Origin of the sequence: Azospirillum sp. RU38E, from assembly GCF_900188385.1 — a bacterium.
In the GTDB taxonomy this organism is placed as follows: Bacteria; Pseudomonadota; Alphaproteobacteria; order Azospirillales; family Azospirillaceae; genus Niveispirillum.
In genome coordinates, this window is sequence record NZ_FZOI01000007.1 from 1 (window position 1) to 17,295 (window position 17,295).

The following is a 17,295-nucleotide window of genomic DNA, read 5'->3' on the forward strand; positions in this document are numbered from 1 at the left end:
CCGCTCCGGCGCTGTCGCATAACTGCCGGTGAACAGTTCGACATACAGATCCTGCAGGCGTGACGGCTGCGCGGTGAACTTGTGATAACGCCGGTTGGCCTCCTCGAAACGCCGCTCCAGCCGGCCCAGCGTCGAACTCCCGGCCAGCGCCGGCAACGGCGCGCCACCCGCTATCCGCGGCCTGGCTGCCGCCGTCACCTTCAACAGCGGATCGTGGCGCATCCGGTCGTGATCGTTGAGGTCCTCGTACCCCAGCGCCATGGCGATGACCCGCTGCGCCAGCAGATCGGGCAGCGCATGCGTCACCTGCTTACGGTTGCGTCGGTCCTCAAAGCAGGCCGCCATCCGCTCAAACAAATTCAGCCGACCGGCCACCTCACGCAACAGCAGCCCGCCCGCATCCGAGGTGATTTCTCCCCCGTCAAACGCCCCCATGACCACCCGCCGACCATGATCCGCAAACCGCATCCCGAAAAACACCCTGTAAATTCTTAACCGCTCCAAAATAAGGGTAATTACTTGTTATCAAAAATAAATCCGGAAAAATGCCGGCAACCGGTGACAAATCCGGGGTAAAGGTCGATAATCCCATCCCGCGTCATCGTTCAACGGGGGGGGGCATGCGTGGGTCACTGATCGTCGCTTGTCTGGCTGTACTGCTGGCCGGTTGTGCCGGGCAACCGGCATCGGGGGTGAAGGCATCGGCCACGGCCAGCGACGCCGCGGCAGCGGCATCCCCCGCTGATCTCTATGCCGCCTCCCTGCACGCGGTGGCGGTGACGGGACCGGCGGTGATCGGTCCGGGCCTGCTGCGCATTGCCGCGGATAACCCTGATTTGGTCTGGCGTGATGGTCCTGCCGGGCGGCAGGTGCTGGTCGCCTCCACCATGTCCACCAGTTCGTACCAGAAATATTACGAGGGCAAGCCCACCGGTGGCCCCAGCGGCTGGGGCCAGATCTGGGTGACGGCGGTGCCGCAGCTGCGCGGCTTCTGTCAGGCGGCGGCGGGCGACGCGACGGCCAAGACGGAACGGGTGGTGCAATGGCTGGGCCTGAACCCCGCCGTGCCCTATGCCCAGGTGGTGGAAATGTGGATCGACCCGGCCCAACTGGCCCGCCCCTGCCCGCTCACCGATGTGACCGTCAGCACCTGCACCCTGGATGATGCCAGCACCGTCTCCCGCCCCACCTGCACGGCGGGGGATACGGCCTGCGGGGAGCGCCAATCCTATTGGGACTGGTTTTCCGGCAATATGCGCCAGAACCTGAAGGAAGGCGGCGCCCCCTGGACCCGGCTTGGCTACACCTTCGACTGGAAGCCCAAACAGGGCGGCGGGTTTGAACGCTATGGTGCCAGCGAATTCATCCTGAAACCGGGGGCGAAATACGAGGTGAAGGCGGCCTATATGCTGGCGGATTATTGCGCGTCGCCGGGGGCGTGATAGCTTGAAACGGCTTGTTCGGCGCACCATAAGCTGATCCATGAGAAGCGGACCGCGCTGACCCCGCAGCGCGATGAGAGCAGGAGTGGCACCGATGCCAACATTTGACTTCAGCCACTTGACGGCGGCTGAAAAAATCGCTTTGGCTGACGAACTTCTGGCCAGCATTGATCCGGAGGATATTCCCCTGACCGAAGCGCAGGCCGCCGAGATCGACCGCCGCCTTGCTACGCTGGATCAGGATATCAAACAGGGCCAGGACGCTTTTGCGGTTTATGAAGAATTGACGGCCCGCTATCGCAATGCGGGTTGAGCTGACGCCCGCTGCCAAAGCCGAGCTTGCCGAGGCCCTCGACTGGTACGACGATCAGCACCCGGATTTGGGCAAACGGTTTATGGGGGAGTTTCGCGCCCTTGCCCTGCGCCTGTCGGAGCACCCTCGCCTTTTCCCGACCGTGCGCGGCGCAGTCCGCCGGGCGGGGTTTCATCGCTTTCCCTATGGCCTCTTCTTCCGCATCCAAGGTGATTCGTGGAGGTGTTTGCCTGCTTCCATGCCCGCCGCCATCCACGCTGGTGGCAACGCCGCGTGAAATAATCGCCGAATGCACGACCTCGTCCCCCTGTGACGGCGCGCGTTGACCCCGCCCCCTCCACGGCCCCACACTGGCGGAGATAAACCGCCAGGAGGGTAAGCCGTTGAAGGAGAAGGAGCTGCGCATCGCGCTCGTCTGCTATGGCGGGGTCAGTCTGGCCGTTTACATGCATGGCGTAACCAAGGAGCTGTGGAAGCTGGTGCGGGCCAGCCATGGGCTGCACGCCCCGCCGCACGGCCCCGTGCAGGCCCCGCAGGATACAGAGGTGGTGTATCGCGGCCTGCTGGCCGATCTGCTGCCGGACCTGTCGCTGCGGGTGCTGGTGGATGTGGCGGCGGGGGCCAGTGCGGGGGGCATCAATGCCGTGCTGCTGGCCCGCGCCATCGCCCATGATCTGGACCTGGAACCGTTGACCCGGCTGTGGCTGGAAAATGCCGATGTCACCGCTCTGTTGACGCCCGATCACAAGGCCGGGCGCTGGAGCAAATGGTTCATGCGGCCCTTGCTCTGGCTCTGGTTCCGCCGTTTCACCAACATGGCGCCGGACGAGGAAACGCGGGACAAGCTGTCCTTCTTCGTGCGCTCGCGCTGGTTCTCCCCGCCGTTCGACGGCAAGCGGCTGATGGAATTCCTGCTGGATGCCGCCCGCGCCATGGGCAAGAGCGGGGCCAGGCCCGATGCCAGCCTGATGCCGCGCGGCCTGCCGCTTTCGCTCTATATCACCGCCACCGATTTCCATGGCTATACCACCCGCATCCCCGCCCATGACCCGCCGGAAATCGCCGAGCGGGAGCATCGCCATCGGTTCAGCTTCCGTTACCGGCGCGGCGGGGCTGGCGATGTCGAAAGCGACTTCACCGATGGCGATGTGCCGGGGCTGGTGTTCGCCGCCCGCGCGTCCGCCAGCTATCCCGGTGCCTTCCCCCCGGCGCAGATCCGGCAGATGGACCATCTGCTGCATGAAAGGGCGGAGACCTGGGAAGGTCGCGCCCGGTTTTTTGAGCGGAATTTCGCCGAATATCGCCGCCATGGTGCCGACCCGGAACAGGCCAGCTTCATCGACGGGTCGGTGCTGAACAACAAACCCTTTGCCGCCGCCCTGGCCGCCATCGCCGGTCGCCCCGCCTATCGGGAGGTTGACCGGCGCATGGTCTATATCGACCCCAAGCCGGCAGTTCCCAATGGCGCGGCCAAGCCGGAACCGCCGGGATTCTTCCGCACCATCCGGGGGGCCTTGTCGGATATTCCCCGCAATGAACCGGTGCGGGATGAGTTGCTGGCCATTGCCGGGCGCAATGCGCGGGTGGAACGGCTGCGCGGCCTGTTGGATGCCGCCCGCCCGCGCGTGGCGGAACAGGTGGCCCGCGTGGTGGGCGGCCCGTTGCCCGATGCGCCCAGCATCGAACAGGTGCGGCATTGGCGCGATGCGGCCAGCCGCGCCGCCGCGTCGCAGGCCGGTTTTGCCTATGAAGCCTATCTGCGGCTGAAGATTGAAGGGGCGCTGGAAGGGCTGGCGCGGGTGCTGGCCCCCTGTCTGGGTCGGGGTGATGCGGTGGGTAGGGCCACCATGCAGGCGGCCCTGCATGAATGGGCCAAGGCGCGCGGCGTGCTGCCCGACCGGATCGACACCCCGCCGGAGGTGGAAACCGGCCCGGCCGACAGCGCCCCACCCTGGGTGCGCTTCCTGCGCGATTTCGATGTCGCCTTCCGCGACCGCCGCCTGCGCTTCCTGATCCGCGAGTTGAACGGCCTCTATGCCGTGGTGGGGGAGGGGGAGTTCACCGATACGCGCCACAGCGATCTGGATGAGATGAAGGCCGGGCTCTACAGCGCCCTGGAACGGCTGCCCCATGCTATCGGTCTGGACATGCTGAATGCCGGGGAACGGTCGGCGCTGAACCACCTGCTGCGCGGCGATGGCAATCGCCCGCCGGGGCCGGCAGCGCTGGATCAGGCGCTGGAACGGCTGGCCGCCGTCTGGAACCTGGAGGCCCAGTCGGTGGAGGTGGATGAGATTTTCGCCCTGATGGGGCTGAACTATCTGGGGCCCAGTGCCCGCGCGCGGGTGTTTGAGGCCTATCTGGGCTTCGCCTTCTGGGATGTGCTGACCTTTTCCACCAGCGGCTGGGTGGAGCTGGATGAATTCCACGCCATCAAGGTGGACCGGATCGGCCCGCCCGATGCCCGGCTGCTGCGCCGGGGTGGGGCCCCGGTGGAACTGCGCAGCGCCCGGATGAATGCCTTTGGCGGCTTTTTCAGCCGGCAGGACCGGGCGCTGGATTATGTGCTGGGCCGGCTGCACGCCGCGGAACGCTGCATCGACCTGCTGGTGGATGCCGGCGGGCTGAGCCTGACGGAAGCCCGCATCAACGCCCATAAACTGCGCGCCTTCCACGCCATCCTGCAGGCGGAGGAGGCGCGATTCGGCTGTGGGCATCCGGCGATGGAGCAAATCCGGAAATGGGTGGAGGCGTGTGGGTAGGGCACCGCCCTATTCCGGGTCCACCAGCAGAAACGCCCCGCTTCCCCCCGGCTCTATCGCATGGGGCACACCGGCCGGGATCAGTTGGAAATCACCGGCCCGAAGCGGCAGCACCTGTTCACCCAGGCGCAGCCGGATGGCGCCCGCCAGCATCAACAGTGCCTCGGGATAGGTTGGGTGCACCTCTTCCGCCAGTCCCGCCGGATCAACCTGAAACAGCTTGATCCGGGCTGCCGGCATATCGGCCAATATTCTGGATGCCCAACCCGGCCCCAATCCGGCTGCCGCGTCCAGCATGTTTACAGGACTTGTTCCCATCCGCGTTCCCATGAAAAAGGCCGGGGTTGCCCCCGGCCTGTTCATCACACCGCCGCACCGTGGCAGTGCTTGTACTTCTTGCCGCTGCCGCAGGGGCAAGGCGCGTTGCGCGGGGTGTTGATCCAGGTATCGTCGCCAACCAGATCGGTCTCCTCCGCCACCGGCAACAGGCCAGCGCCAAAGCCGCCACCGGCAATCTGCGGGCTGCGGCGCACCATGCCGTCGGGCAGGGGGGCGTCTGCCGGCGGCATGGCGGGGGCGGCCATGGCCGGGTCGAAACGGCTTTCCTCCCCGATGAAGGGCGGCGGCGTCAGGTCGGGCTCGCTCACCCGCACCTGGATCAGCATCAGCATCTGGGTCACCTGCTCCCGCAGATTATCCAGCAGGCCAGAGAACAGCTCGAACGCCTCGCGCTTATATTCGTTCAGCGGGTCGCGCTGGGCATAGGCGCGCAGGTTGATGCCCTGGCGCAGATGATCCAGCGACAGCAGATGGTCCTTCCAGACCTGATCCAGGATCTGCAGCAGTAGGCTCTTCTCGATATTGCGGATCAGGTCCGGACCATAGGCCGCTTCCTTTTCCGCCATCTTGGCCTCGGCGAATTCCAGCAGCCGCTCAGTGATCTGCTCATCCGCGATGCCTTCTTCCTTGGCCCATTCCCGCACCGGCAGGTCGGCCCCCAGGATGCGCAGGCATTCCTCGTGCAGCAGGTTCATGTCCCACTGTTCGGCATAGGCATTTTCCGGGATGGCGCGGCGCACCATGTCGGTAATCACCTCATGCCGCATTTCCTTGATCATTTCGGCCACGTCGGTGGCGTCCATGATCTCCCGGCGCTGTTCATAAATGACCTTGCGCTGGTCATTCATCACATTGTCGTATTTCAGCAGGTTCTTGCGGATGTCGAAATTATGCGCTTCGACGCGCTGCTGCGCCTTTTCCAGGGCCTTGTTGATCCAGGGGTGGATGATCGCCTCCCCCTTCTCCAGACCCAGCTTCTGCAGCATCCCGTCCAGACGGTTGCTGCCGAAGATGCGCATCAGGTCATCATCCAGCGACAGGAAGAATTTCGACGCACCGGGGTCGCCCTGGCGGCCCGAACGACCACGCAGCTGGTTGTCGATGCGGCGGCTTTCATGGCGTTCGGTGCCCACCACATAAAGCCCGCCGGCTGCCAGCACCACCTGCTTGGCGGCGGCCACCTCTTCCTTGATGGTCTGGATGCGCGCATCGCGCTCCGGCCCTTCCGGCAGCTCGGCCAGCTCATACTCAATGCGCATTTCCAGGTTGCCGCCCAACTGAATGTCGGTGCCGCGACCGGCCATGTTGGTGGCGATCGTTACGGCACCGGGACGACCCGCCTGCGAAACGATATAGGCTTCCTGTTCGTGGTAACGGGCGTTCAGCACATTATGCGGCACGCCCTTCTGCTTCAGCAGGGTGGACAGCGTTTCTGATTTCTCAATCGAAACGGTACCGACCAGAATGGGCTGCTGGCGCTGCTGGCACTCGGCCACCAGCTTCACGATGGCCTCGTATTTCTCCGCCGCCGTGCGATAGACCTCGTCATCGGCATCGACGCGGCGGACTGGCAGGTTGGTGGGGATATCCACCACTTCCAGCCCATAGATTTCCTGGAATTCTGCCGCTTCCGTCATGGCCGTACCGGTCATGCCAGACAGCTTGGGGTAAATGCGGAAGTAATTCTGGAAGGTGATGCTGGCCAGCGTCTGGTTTTCCCGCTGGATCGAGACGCCTTCCTTGGCTTCCAGCGCCTGATGCAGCCCTTCGGAATAGCGGCGGCCTTCCATCATGCGGCCAGTGAATTCATCAATGATGACGACCTTGTCGTCCTTCACGATGTAATCGACATTGGCCGTGAACAGCTTGTGCGCCTTCAGCGCCTGGTTCACGTGATGGACCAGCGAAATATTATGAATGTCGTAGAGGTCGCCGCTCTTCAGCAGCTCCATCTCCGTCAGGATCTGCGACACCTTTTCCGTGCCGCTTTCAGTCATGGAGACGGCCTTGGCCTTCTCGTCCTTCTCATAATCGCTCTCGTCCAGGCGCCCGATCACCTTGTTGACGGCGATATACAGCTCCGAACTATCGGTGGAGGGGCCGGAGATGATCAGCGGCGTGCGCGCCTCATCCACCAGGATGCTGTCCACCTCGTCGACGATGGCGTAATTGAAGGGGCGCTGGACCATGTCCTCGCGCCGATACTTCATATTGTCGCGCAGATAGTCGAAGCCGAATTCGTTGTTGGTGCCGTAGGTAATGTCTGCCGCGTAAGCATCGCGGCGTTCATGATCATCCAGCCCATGCACAATGACGCCGGTGGTCAGGCCCAGGAAGCCATAGAGCTTGCCCATATGCAGGGCGTCGCGGCGGGCCAGATAATCGTTCACGGTGACGACATGCACGCCCTTGCCCTGGAGCGCGTTCAGGTACACGGCCAGGGTTGCCACCAGCGTCTTGCCTTCACCGGTGCGCATTTCGGCGATCTTGCCGGAATGCAGCACCATGCCGCCGATCAGCTGCACGTCAAAATGCCGCATCCCCATGACGCGCTTGGAGGCCTCGCGCACGGTGGCAAAGGCGTCGGCCAGGATGTCATCCAGCGACTCGCCCTTCTCCAGCCGGTCGCGCAGCCAGTCGGTGCGCATCTGCAATTCAGCGTCGGACAGCGCTTGCAGCTTCGGCTCCAGCGCATTGATCGTTTCGACCTTTTTGCGCAAGCCCTTGACCACCCGCTCATTGGCGTTGCCGAACAATTTGCGGGCAATGGCACCGAACATGGAGAACTCCGCGAAGCATAAAGGCAGGAAGGTGAAGAATACGGAACACACCAAACCCGGATCGGCCGTCACCGGCCGCCGGGACAAGGGCACCGTCCCCGTCAAGACAGGGGCCGGCACCGGTGACAGATAAGACCGCTTCGCCTTCCGGTCAACGTGGCTTCACTCAATCCAGCCGCCCGCTGTTGATTTTGGGTGGAAGATGACAGTCTTTTAACGCCATTTTCCGGCCCCGTGATGGCATGGTCTTGCCGGGGCATGGGCACTCATGCTTTATGCGGACAGTCCTGGCGGGGCCCTTTTCGGGGATAGCCGGTCGGGCTGGGTGAATAGATTTCGTGGAAAGCTGGCGGACCTACTGGCCGGCCCAGCCTTTGATGTGAGGGAAATTCCTAAGATGCTGGTCAAGACGATGCGTGCCGCCCTGGTTGTCGCCATGACGACGGCCGCGCTGGGTTCTGTTTCCATGACCGCCCTGGCGCAGGACGCCAAGGCCCCCGCCGACAAGAAGGCCGCCCCGTCGCTGGCCGACGATCCGGTGGTCGCCCGCGTGAATGGCAAGGAGATCAAGCGCTCCGACGTGCTGGCCTCGCTGCAGCAGCTGGGGCCGGAAGCGCAGAATTACCCGGTGCAGATGATCTATCCGCAGCTGCTGGAACAGCTGGTCCAGTCCGAACTGGTGTCGGAGGCCGGTTACAAGGCCAAGCTGCAGGACAGCGCCGAGGTGAAGAAGCGCCTGAAGGAGGCTGAACAGCAGTTCGTTCAGCAGGCCTGGCTGCGCGCCGAGATCGACAAGCGCATGACCCAGGACAAGCTGAAGGTTGCCTATGACAAGTGGGTCAAGGCCAACCCGCCGCAGGATGAAGTGCGCGCCCGCCATATCTTGGTGAAGACCAAGGAAGAGGCCGACGCCATCATCAAGCAGCTGAAGGGTGGCGCCGATTTCGCCAAGCTGGCCGGTGAGAAGGGCACGGATGGCACCAAGACCAATGGTGGCGATCTGGGTTACTTCGTGAAGGACCAGATGGTGAAGGAATTCGCCGAGGCCGCCTTCGCCATGAAGCCCGGCGACCTGAGCCAGACCCCGGTGAAGACCGAGTTCGGCTATCACGTCATCAAGGTTGAGGATAAGCGCAAGCAGACCCTGCCGACCTTTGACCAGGCCGCCCCGCAGCTGCGCTCCGCCGTGGCGCAGGATATCGCCGAAGAGGTGATCCAGGGCCTGCGCAAGGGTGCGAAGGTGGAAACCTTCAACATCGATGGCGGCCCGATGCCGGCCGCCCCGGCGGCCCCCGCCGCTCCGGCGGAAAAGAAGTAAGGCCTATCGGGGGACGGTTCGCCGTCCCCCTTTTTGCTTCTGGGGTGTTTTTAGGAATTTCCCCTGCCATTTTATGCGCTTAACCGTCATTCCCGCCTTCGCGGGAATGACGGTGGTGAAGCGTTAGTGACGTTGCTGAACGCTGGGTCGTGGGTAAAGCACCCCAGGAAACAGACGCTCAATCCAGAACGCGTACCGGGTCACCCGCCGTCACGGTGCCGCCTTCCACCACCATGGCATAGACACCGCAGATGACGTGGTTGAAGCCGGTCTTCAGCGCCTTGATCAGCGGCATGTCGCGTTCACCGGTGCTGGGATTGACCTCCACCGCCGCGCAGCGGGTGATGGTCTTGAACACCTCCAGCACCGTATCGCCGACGGCGATGCGCTTGCCCACCCACTGCATCTCCGCCCAGGCCGGCAGGCCCGCCAAATGCAGATTGCCGCGAAAGCGCAGCGGATCGACCGGGGCCTGGGTGACGCGGCCAATATCCTTCACGCTGGCCAGATTGATCAGCGAGACGGCCTTTTCCGGAATGTCGGTGAAATTATGCGCTGCCGACTCCACCAGCTTATAGGGGCCGGGGGCGGCACTGCCATCCATGTAGGCGGACAGAAACTGATCGATCAGCATCCGGCCGGTCGGCGTATCAATCCGCCCGCGCGCCACCGGCTTGCCCGCCCGGTTCAGCACCAGCTGGCAGATGGCCGGATCATAGGTTGCCACCAGGGTCGCCAGTTTCTCATCCCGGACCAGGGCCAGGAAGTTGGTCTTTGGCTTCCAGGCCGGGGCCGTGGCGTCGAAATTGCTGGCCCGGTGCAGGATGGCGAAACGCCGATCCTGCGGCAGGCATTCCCCCGGTGACAAGGAAACGCTGTCCAGCTTTTGGGCGGACAGGCTCTTGACCGGGTAATAATGGATGGCGTCGAGGGTCACAGACATGATGGCTACAGCTTAAGCGGGCGGGGTGGGCGCTTGTCAATCGTACCGTTGGACTATGAAGGGCCGGTTACGATGGAATTTCCCAAAAGATAAAGTGCCCCCGCCCGTAAGCCCCTTACCCCAGCAGGGTCTCCGCCTCGCGCAGGAACGCGTCGTCCAGGGTGGGCGGGGAGATATCCACCCCTTCCGACAGCCGCGCCACCACCTGGCGCAATACCTCCACCCGTGCATACCATTTGGCATCGGCCGGGATCAGGTGCCAGGGCGCGTGCTTGGTATGGGTGCGGTCGAACATCTGGTTGGTCGCCAGCTCATATTGCGGGCGGCGGGCGCGGTTGCGCAGATCTTCGGACGTCAGCTTCCAGCGCTTATAGGGATTGTGCAGCCGTTCACGGAAGCGGCGGCGCTGTTCATCCTCGCTGATATGCAGGAACAGCTTCACGATCCGCACGCCATCATCGATCAACAACCGCTCAAACTCGTTGATCTCATCATAGGCGCGCTGCCATTCCGACGGTTTGGCAAAGCCTTCCACCCGTTCCACCAGCACCCGGCCGTACCAGGAACGGTCGAAAATGGCGAAGGTGCCGGGTTCCGGCAGGCGCTGCCAGAAGCGCCACAGATAATGCCGGCCCTGTTCCTGCGGCAGCGGGGCGGCAATGGGCCAGACATGGGCGCCGCGCGGGTCCAGTGTTTCGGTCAGCCGGCGGATGGCCCCCCCCTTGCCGGCAGCGTCCCAGCCTTCAAACACCAGAATGGCGCGCCGCTTGGAATGCCAATAGGCCTGCTGGACATGCATCACCTGTTCCTGCAGGGATTCCAGCTCCTTCAGATAGGCGGCCTTGTCGACGAACCGGTGTTCCTTCATATCCAGCTTGTCGAGATGCGGGGCGGCGTGGCTATTTCCCATGGCGCGTGGAACTCCCTTCAGCGATGAACCGGGTTGGCGCGGTCGTGACCGTGGCTCTATTGTAACGATTTGGTTTCAGGCCTTGCCATGGAAAGCGGCATGGCCGACCCATGGAAATTCGGCAATCCAAGGGGCAAAAGCCCTGGCAAAAAGGAACGGCACGTTGAAAAGCTACTTGATGGCGGGGGCTTCGGCCCTGATCCTCTCCCTGTCCGGCGCCATGGTCCCTGCGGCGCTGGCGGCGGATACACCGACCCAGATGGCACAGGCTGACAAGGCGAAGATGAGCGAGAATCCCTTCTTCCAGGAATGGAAAACCCCCTTCGGCGTTCCGCCGTTCGATGCCATCAAGCCGGCCCATTTCCGCCCAGCCTTTGAAAAGGGCATGGCCGACCAGCTGGTCGAGATCAAGGCCATCACCGATACCAAGGCGGCCCCCACCTTCGCCAACACCATCGACGCGATGGAAAAGAGCGGCCAGTTGCTGGACCGCGTGTCGGCCGTCTTCTCCAACCTGACCTCGTCCAACACCAATGACGAGCTGGACAAGATCCAGCGTGACATGGCGCCGCTGCTGGCGGCCCATGGCAATGCCATCAACCTGAATGCCACCCTGTTCCAGCGGATCAGCACGCTGTACAAGCAGCGCGACCAGTTGAAGCTGACGCCGGAACAGTCCCGCGTGCTGGAGCGCTATTATCTGGGCTTCGTGCGCGCCGGTGCCGAGCTGCAGGGCGCGCAGCGGGAGCGGATGGCCGCCATCCTGGAACGGCTGGCCGTGCTGTCCACCAAGTTCAGCCAGAATGTGCTGGCGGATGAAAAGGGTTACAAGCTGGTGCTGACCAGCAAAGACCAGCTGGCCGGCCTGCCTGATTTCGTGGTGGCCGCCGCGTCGCAGGCGGCCAAGGACCGGGGCGAAGCCGGCAAGTACGTCATCACCCTGTCGCGTTCGTCGATTGAGCCGTTCCTGACCTTCTCCGACAACCGGGCTCTGCGTGAGCAGGCCTGGAAGGCCTGGATCGCCCGTGGCGACAATGGCGATGAGCATGACAACAACGCCGTCATCACGGAGATCGTGCAGCTGCGCATCGAGCGCGCCAACCTGCTGGGCTACAAGACCTTTGCGGAATATAAGCTGGCCGACACCATGGCCAAGAATCCCCAGGCCGTGAGCGACCTGCTGATGCAGGTGTGGGAACCGGCCAAGGTGCGCGCCGCCGAGGAACGCGACGAGATGCAGAAGCTGGCCGCCAAGGAAGGCCAGAATATCCAGATCGAGCCGTGGGACTGGTATTATTATGCGGAGAAGGTCCGCAAGGCCAAGTACGACCTGAACGAAGAAGAGATCAAGCCGTACTTCCAGTTGGACAAGATGGTGGAGGCGATGTTCTACACCGCCAACCGCCTGTTCGGCGTCACCTTCACGGAGCTGAAGGGCGTGCCGACCTACCATCCCGACGTCAAGGTCTATGAGGCCAAGGACAAGGATGGCAAGCATCTGGCCGTCTTCTACAGCGACAATTTCGCCCGCCCGTCCAAGCGGTCCGGCGCCTGGATGTCGTCCCTGCGCTCGCAGGAGAAGCTGACCGGCGATATTCGTCCCATCGTGCTGAACAACAACAACTTCGCCAAGGGGGCCGAGGGCCAGCCGACCCTGCTGTCCTTTGACGATGCCACCACCCTGTTCCACGAATTCGGCCATGGCCTGCATGGCATGTTGTCGAACGTGACCTATCCGCAGGTCTCCGGCACCGGCGTGCTGCGTGATTTCGTGGAATTCCCCAGCCAGGTGCTGGAACATTGGGTGGCGGAACCGCAGATTCTGCAGAAATTCGCCGTGCATTATAAGACGGGCAAGCCGATCCCGAAGGAACTGCTGGACAAGATCATTGCGTCCCAGACCTTCAACCAGGGCTTCGCCACGGTGTCCTACACCTCGTCTGCCCTGGTCGATCTGGCCTATCACAGCCTGACGGACGCCAAGGACCTGAACCCGGACACGTTCGAGCGGGAGACGCTGACCAAGCTGGGGATGCCGAAGGAAATCGTCATGCGGCACCGCAGCCCGCATTTCAGCCACATCTTCTCCGGTGACGGCTATTCGTCGGGCTATTACAGCTATATGTGGGCGGAAGTGCTGGATGCTGACGGCTTCAACGCCTTCAAGGAAGCCGGCGACATTTTTGACCCGACCCTGTCCAAGAAGCTGCTGGAGAATGTCTATTCCGCCGGCGGTTCCCGTGACCCGATGGAGGCCTATATCGGCTTCCGGGGTCGCGCACCCAAGGTGGATGCGCTGCTGAAGAATCGCGGCCTGCTGGATAACCGCGTGAACTGAGTGACAGGTTGGGGCGCTCTCTGCGGCGCCCCAACATGAAAAAAGCCCCGCCTGGACCGTGCGCAACGGTCCAGGCGGGGCTTTTCCATATGGTGCTGTCAGGCTTTCGCCCAGGCCCGCACGGCCACGCCGCCGCGCCGGTACAGCATCAGCACTGCCACCATGCCGCAGAAGGCCGCCGCCCCCATCCACAGGCCGGGTGCCGCCTTGTCGCCCGTCACCTCGATCAGCCAGGTGGAGATCAGCGGGGTGAAACCGCCGAACAGGGCCGTGGCCAGGCTGTAGGCCAGCGAAAAGCCGACGGTGCGGACCTGCGGCGGCATTACCTCTGTCAGGGCCACAACGGCGGCGGCGTTGTAGCTGGCATAAAGGAAGGACAGCCACAGTTCGGCGATCAGCATGTTCTGGAAGCTGATATCATTCACCATCCAGTTCAGCACCGGATAGGCGGTTGCCATGGTCAGGATGGTGAAGCCCAGCAGTAACGGCTGCCGGCCCACCTTGTCCGACAAGGCTCCCATCACCGGCAGCCAGAAGAAATTGGACAGGCCGATGCAGAAGGTCAGCAGCAAACTGTCTGCCCCATCCAGCTTCAGCACATTCTTGCCATAGGTGGGGGTATAGACGGTGATCAGATAGAAGGACACCGTGGTCATCACCACCACCATCATGCCGGCCAGCACCAGCCGCCAGTTCATGGCGATGGAGAGGATGATCTCCTTGAAGGTCGGATGATGCTTGCGGGCCAGGAACTCGTCCGTTTCCTGCAAGGACCGGCGGATGACAAAGATCACCGGCACGATCAGGCAGCCGATGAAGAAAGGAACGCGCCAGCCCCAATCATGGATCTGTTCGGGGGCCAGCACCTGGTTGAGCCCATAACCAATCAGGGCGGCCGCCATGATGGCCGCCTGCTGGCTGGCCGATTGCCAGCTGACATAGAAGCCCTTGCGCCCCGGCGTGGCCATTTCCGACAGATAGACGGAGACGCCGCCCAGCTCCACCCCGGCGGAGAAGCCCTGCAGCAGCCGGCCGATCAGCACCAGGAACGGGGCCAGGATACCGATACTGTCATAGCCGGGCACAAAGGCGATCAGCACCGTGCCCAGCGCCATGATGGCCAGGGTCAGCACCAGCCCCTTGCTGCGGCCGATCCGGTCAATATAGCTGCCCAGAATCACCGCCCCCACCGGCCGCATCAGGAAGCCAGCGCCAAAGGTGGCAAAGGTCAGCATCAGCGAGGCATACTCGTTCCCGCTGGGGAAAAATGCCTTGGCAATATAGCTGGCATAAAAGCCGTACAGGAAGAAATCGAACATTTCCAAGAAGTTGCCGCTGGTGACGCGCAACACCGTGGCCAGCTTTGAAGGCGGTTTGGCGATGGAACCCTGCATGATCATGATCCTGAATGACGGGCTGTCGGGGCGGGCTCCAGCCCGGATTGGCTGATCAGCGGGGCGGCGTCGGCGGAAGACAGGAAGGCGACCAGTTCGTCGGCTGCCTGCTTCTCCTTCGACGCGGCCACGATGCCGACGGAAAAGGGCGTGACCTTCTGCGCCGCGTCCGGCAGGGCGCCGACCAGATCGATGCCGGGGACCGGCAGCAATTCGCTGATCTGCTGAAAGCCGATTTCGGCCTCTCCGCGGGCAACGACCCGGCCCACCGGTTCCGCCGGGATCATCCGGGCTTTGCCCTGCATGGCATCGGCGATGCCCAGGCGGGGGAACAGCACAGTGGACAGGAAAACCCCGCTGGCGCTGTCGGAATAGGCGATGGATTTCGCCTTCAGCAGCGTCTGTTTCAGGGCGGCGATGCTGGAAATATCCGGCTGCGGGGCGCCTTCCTTCACGGCCATGCCGATTTTGGACAGGGCCAGCACATGATGGCCGTCATCCATCACCTCCCCCTCGCGGACCAGCCCTTCCAGGCTGTCGCCGACCATGATGACGACGTCAATATCCTCATCCCGGTGCAGGCGGTTGGGGATCGCCTCCGGCGTGTCGCCCATGGAGGGGCCCCAGGCCGATATCAGCCTATGGCCGGTGCGCTTTTCAAATTCAGGGGCCAGCGCCTTATAGGCGGCGGCGAACCCGCCAGAACTGGCGACATGCAGTTCCGCCGCACTGGCGGGCAGGGGGGACAGCAACAGCAGCGTGGCGAGCAGGCGCGACAGGGCACCGCCCGCCTGACGGGGGGCACTGGGTATCATCTCCGTCTCCTCCGGTTTGGTGTTTTGCCCATTGTGGGGCGACGGAATAAAAATCAAAATTGCATTTATATTTTTGATTGATAGTTTTCATGCATCAATAGGGGGCGCCATGCGGCTGGATTTTGAGTTCGGGGAATTGCAGGCCTTCGTCACCGTGGCGCAGACGCTGAATTTCCGCGCGGCGGCGGAACGGCTGTTCCTCTCCCAACCCGCGCTCAGCCGGCGGATTGAGAAGCTGGAGGCGGCGCTGGAGATGCGGTTGTTGGAACGCACCACCCGCAAGGTGGAATTAAGCGATGCCGGCCGGCAGTTCCTGGCCCATGCCACCGCCATTCTGGAGGAGCTGGACCTGGCCCGCACCAGCATGGTGGAACGGTCCAGTCGGGCCAAACAGCTGGTGACGGTGGCCTGTGTGCCCTCTGTGGCCAACCATGTGCTGCCGCAACTGCTGCATCTATTCGCCCGCACCCATCCGGCGGTGCGCATCCGCATCATCGATGAAAGCGCCGGCATGGTGCTGGCGGCGGTGCAGGATGGGCAGGCCGATATCGGTATCGGCTTTCTGGGCGCCCAGAATGCGGAGGTGGAGTTCAACCCCATCCGCAGCGAACCCTATGTGCTGGCCGTGCATCGGGATCATCCGCTGGCCGCCGCCACCTCCGTGCGCTGGGACCGGCTGGGGGCCGAACGGCTGATCGGGGTGTCGCTGAACAGCGGCAACCGCATCCTGATTGAAAATGTGCTGGCCGGCCTGCCGCAGCGCCCGACCATCCATTATGAGGCCAACCATGTGGCGGGTGCCCTGGGGCTGGTGGCGGCCGGGCTGGGGGTGGCGGTGCTGCCCTCGCTGTCGCTGGCCAATGGCGCCTATCCGATGCTGGTCGGTGTGCCGATGGTGGAGCCGGGGTTGAGCCGCACCCTGGGCCTGATCACCCGCAGCGGCGGCCGGCTGAACCTGTCGGCGCAGGCGCTGTATGACCTGATCCTGCGGGAGGTGGCGGAGCCGACCGCCAATAAGGGGGAAACCTGAAATTCAGGCCGACAGGGCGGCGGCGGCCGGCGGGGTCCAGCATTCCACGCGGTTGCGGCCGCCATGTTTGGCGGCATAGAGCGCCTGATCGGCCCGTTCGATCAGCCGGTCGGGCTCAATGCCCATATCCGCTTCTGCCGCGCCGAAACTGGCGGTGACATGCAGCACCCGGCCATCGGCCAGCTGCACCGGCAAGGCGGCCAGATCCTGGCGCAGCCGTTCCAGCACGCCCAAGGCTTCCGGCAGGCCGGCATCCTTCAACAGGATCAGGATTTCCTCGCCCCCCATGCGGAACGCCTCATCCATGTCGCGGATGCCGCTGTTGATGGAGGCGGCGGCGGCCACCAGCACCCGGTCACCGGCATCATGGCCATAGGTGTCATTCACCAGCTTGAACCGGTCCAGGTCGCACAGGGCGACACAGAAGGGCCGGCCGGAACGGTGGAACCGGCTGGCCTCCCGCATCAGCTCTTCCATCATGCCGGTGCGGTTGCGCAGGCCGGTCAGCGGGTCGATGCCGCTGCCGGCGACGCTGAAGGCGCGTTCGAAGCGGCGGCATTGCTGGATGAATTCATCGAACCGGTCCAGCACCGCCTCGTACCCTGCCAGGGAGAGGATTTCGCCGGCATGGATGCGGGTCAGCATCAGCCTTGCCAGCCGGTGCAGCTGTTCATGCAGGGCGATCAGCCGTTCCACCGCCGGCTGCAAGGCCAGCGCCTGCGCCTTGGCCTGACGCATCCAGTGGATGAAGGCCTGCGGCATGGGTACCGAATCCGGCCCTAACAGGCCGGCATCCGCCCCAAAAAAGGCGGCGCGGTGCCATTGCGTCAGCCAACGAAGATGTTCGTCGATGACGGTGGCAAGGCTGCCACTGCCCTGGGTCTGGGAAATCGGCATGGAACAAGGGACTC

15 protein-coding genes are annotated in these 17,295 nt (G+C 63.5%); 7 read left to right on the top strand and 8 right to left on the bottom strand.

The annotated features are described in order from the left end of the window. On the bottom strand, positions 1–468 hold a 468-nt coding region (locus CHB97_RS13375), incomplete at its 3' end, for a transposase (protein WP_200819940.1). Positions 469–620: 152 nt separating this feature from the next. Between CHB97_RS13375 and CHB97_RS13380 the strand changes: the two genes are divergently transcribed. The 4 genes from CHB97_RS13380 to CHB97_RS13395 all read left to right on the top strand — a co-directional run bounded on the left by CHB97_RS13380 (position 621) and on the right by CHB97_RS13395 (position 4,517). Continuing rightward, the gene (locus CHB97_RS13380; RefSeq protein ID WP_089288491.1) at positions 621–1,442 is read left to right on the top strand and encodes a hypothetical protein; all 822 of its coding nucleotides are present in this window, start codon (positions 621–623) and stop codon (positions 1,440–1,442) included. A 94-nt stretch (positions 1,443–1,536) separates the two neighbouring features. Further along, positions 1,537–1,755: an addiction module protein gene (locus CHB97_RS13385; protein WP_143270914.1), complete on the top strand. Its 219-nt coding sequence runs from the start codon at positions 1,537–1,539 to the stop codon at positions 1,753–1,755. Beyond that, entirely contained in the window at positions 1,745–2,032 is a 288-nt protein-coding gene (locus tag CHB97_RS13390) for a type II toxin-antitoxin system RelE/ParE family toxin (RefSeq protein ID WP_089288493.1), read from the top strand. Before CHB97_RS13385 ends, CHB97_RS13390 begins: the two co-directional genes overlap by 11 nt. Positions 2,033–2,138: 106 nt before the next feature. Next, positions 2,139–4,517, top strand: coding sequence for a patatin-like protein (locus CHB97_RS13395; protein ID WP_089288494.1), 2,379 nt, complete (start codon positions 2,139–2,141; stop codon positions 4,515–4,517). 9 nt (positions 4,518–4,526) lie between these two features. Here CHB97_RS13395 and CHB97_RS13400 read toward each other — a convergent pair whose 3' ends face one another. Together CHB97_RS13400 and secA are read right to left on the bottom strand one after the other, a co-directional pair. Continuing rightward, the gene (locus CHB97_RS13400) at positions 4,527–4,835 is read right to left on the bottom strand and encodes a cupin domain-containing protein (protein ID WP_160105856.1); all 309 of its coding nucleotides are present in this window, start codon (positions 4,833–4,835) and stop codon (positions 4,527–4,529) included. A 44-nt stretch (positions 4,836–4,879) separates the two neighbouring features. Then, positions 4,880–7,636: a preprotein translocase subunit SecA gene (gene secA, locus CHB97_RS13405; protein ID WP_089288658.1), complete on the bottom strand. Its 2,757-nt coding sequence runs from the start codon at positions 7,634–7,636 to the stop codon at positions 4,880–4,882. Positions 7,637–8,033: 397 nt separating this feature from the next. Here secA and CHB97_RS13410 point away from each other — a divergent pair, with 397 nt between their 5' ends. Next, the gene (locus CHB97_RS13410; RefSeq protein ID WP_089288496.1) at positions 8,034–8,954 is read left to right on the top strand and encodes a peptidylprolyl isomerase; all 921 of its coding nucleotides are present in this window, start codon (positions 8,034–8,036) and stop codon (positions 8,952–8,954) included. Between the two features lie 178 nt (positions 8,955–9,132). Here CHB97_RS13410 and CHB97_RS13415 read toward each other — a convergent pair whose 3' ends face one another. Together CHB97_RS13415 and CHB97_RS13420 are read right to left on the bottom strand one after the other, a co-directional pair. Further along, a complete protein-coding gene (locus CHB97_RS13415; RefSeq protein ID WP_089288497.1) occupies positions 9,133–9,897 on the bottom strand; it encodes an MOSC domain-containing protein in 765 nt (254 codons plus the stop codon). Between the two features lie 115 nt (positions 9,898–10,012). Further along, positions 10,013–10,807: a polyphosphate kinase 2 family protein gene (locus CHB97_RS13420; protein WP_089288498.1), complete on the bottom strand. Its 795-nt coding sequence runs from the start codon at positions 10,805–10,807 to the stop codon at positions 10,013–10,015. A 163-nt stretch (positions 10,808–10,970) separates the two neighbouring features. On the opposite strand from CHB97_RS13420, the gene CHB97_RS13425 reads away from it, so the two are divergent. Continuing rightward, on the top strand, positions 10,971–13,145 hold the full coding sequence (locus tag CHB97_RS13425; RefSeq protein ID WP_244559526.1) for a M3 family metallopeptidase: 2,175 nt from the start codon (positions 10,971–10,973) through the stop codon (positions 13,143–13,145). 98 nt (positions 13,146–13,243) lie between these two features. Here the strand turns inward: CHB97_RS13425 and CHB97_RS13430 are convergent, their stop codons facing one another. After that, positions 13,244–14,539, bottom strand: coding sequence for an MFS transporter (locus tag CHB97_RS13430; RefSeq protein ID WP_200819942.1), 1,296 nt, complete (start codon positions 14,537–14,539; stop codon positions 13,244–13,246). A 2-nt stretch (positions 14,540–14,541) separates the two neighbouring features. Next, positions 14,542–15,354: a substrate-binding domain-containing protein gene (locus tag CHB97_RS13435; protein ID WP_089288660.1), complete on the bottom strand. Its 813-nt coding sequence runs from the start codon at positions 15,352–15,354 to the stop codon at positions 14,542–14,544. 109 nt (positions 15,355–15,463) lie between these two features. Between CHB97_RS13435 and CHB97_RS13440 the strand changes: the two genes are divergently transcribed. After that, the gene (locus CHB97_RS13440; RefSeq protein ID WP_089288500.1) at positions 15,464–16,384 is read left to right on the top strand and encodes a LysR family transcriptional regulator; all 921 of its coding nucleotides are present in this window, start codon (positions 15,464–15,466) and stop codon (positions 16,382–16,384) included. A 3-nt stretch (positions 16,385–16,387) separates the two neighbouring features. Here the strand turns inward: CHB97_RS13440 and CHB97_RS13445 are convergent, their stop codons facing one another. Continuing rightward, positions 16,388–17,281 carry a diguanylate cyclase gene (locus CHB97_RS13445; protein WP_089288501.1) on the bottom strand — a complete coding sequence of 298 codons (894 nt, stop codon included), beginning with the start codon at positions 17,279–17,281 and terminating at the stop codon, positions 16,388–16,390. Positions 17,282–17,295: the final 14 nt, after the last annotated feature.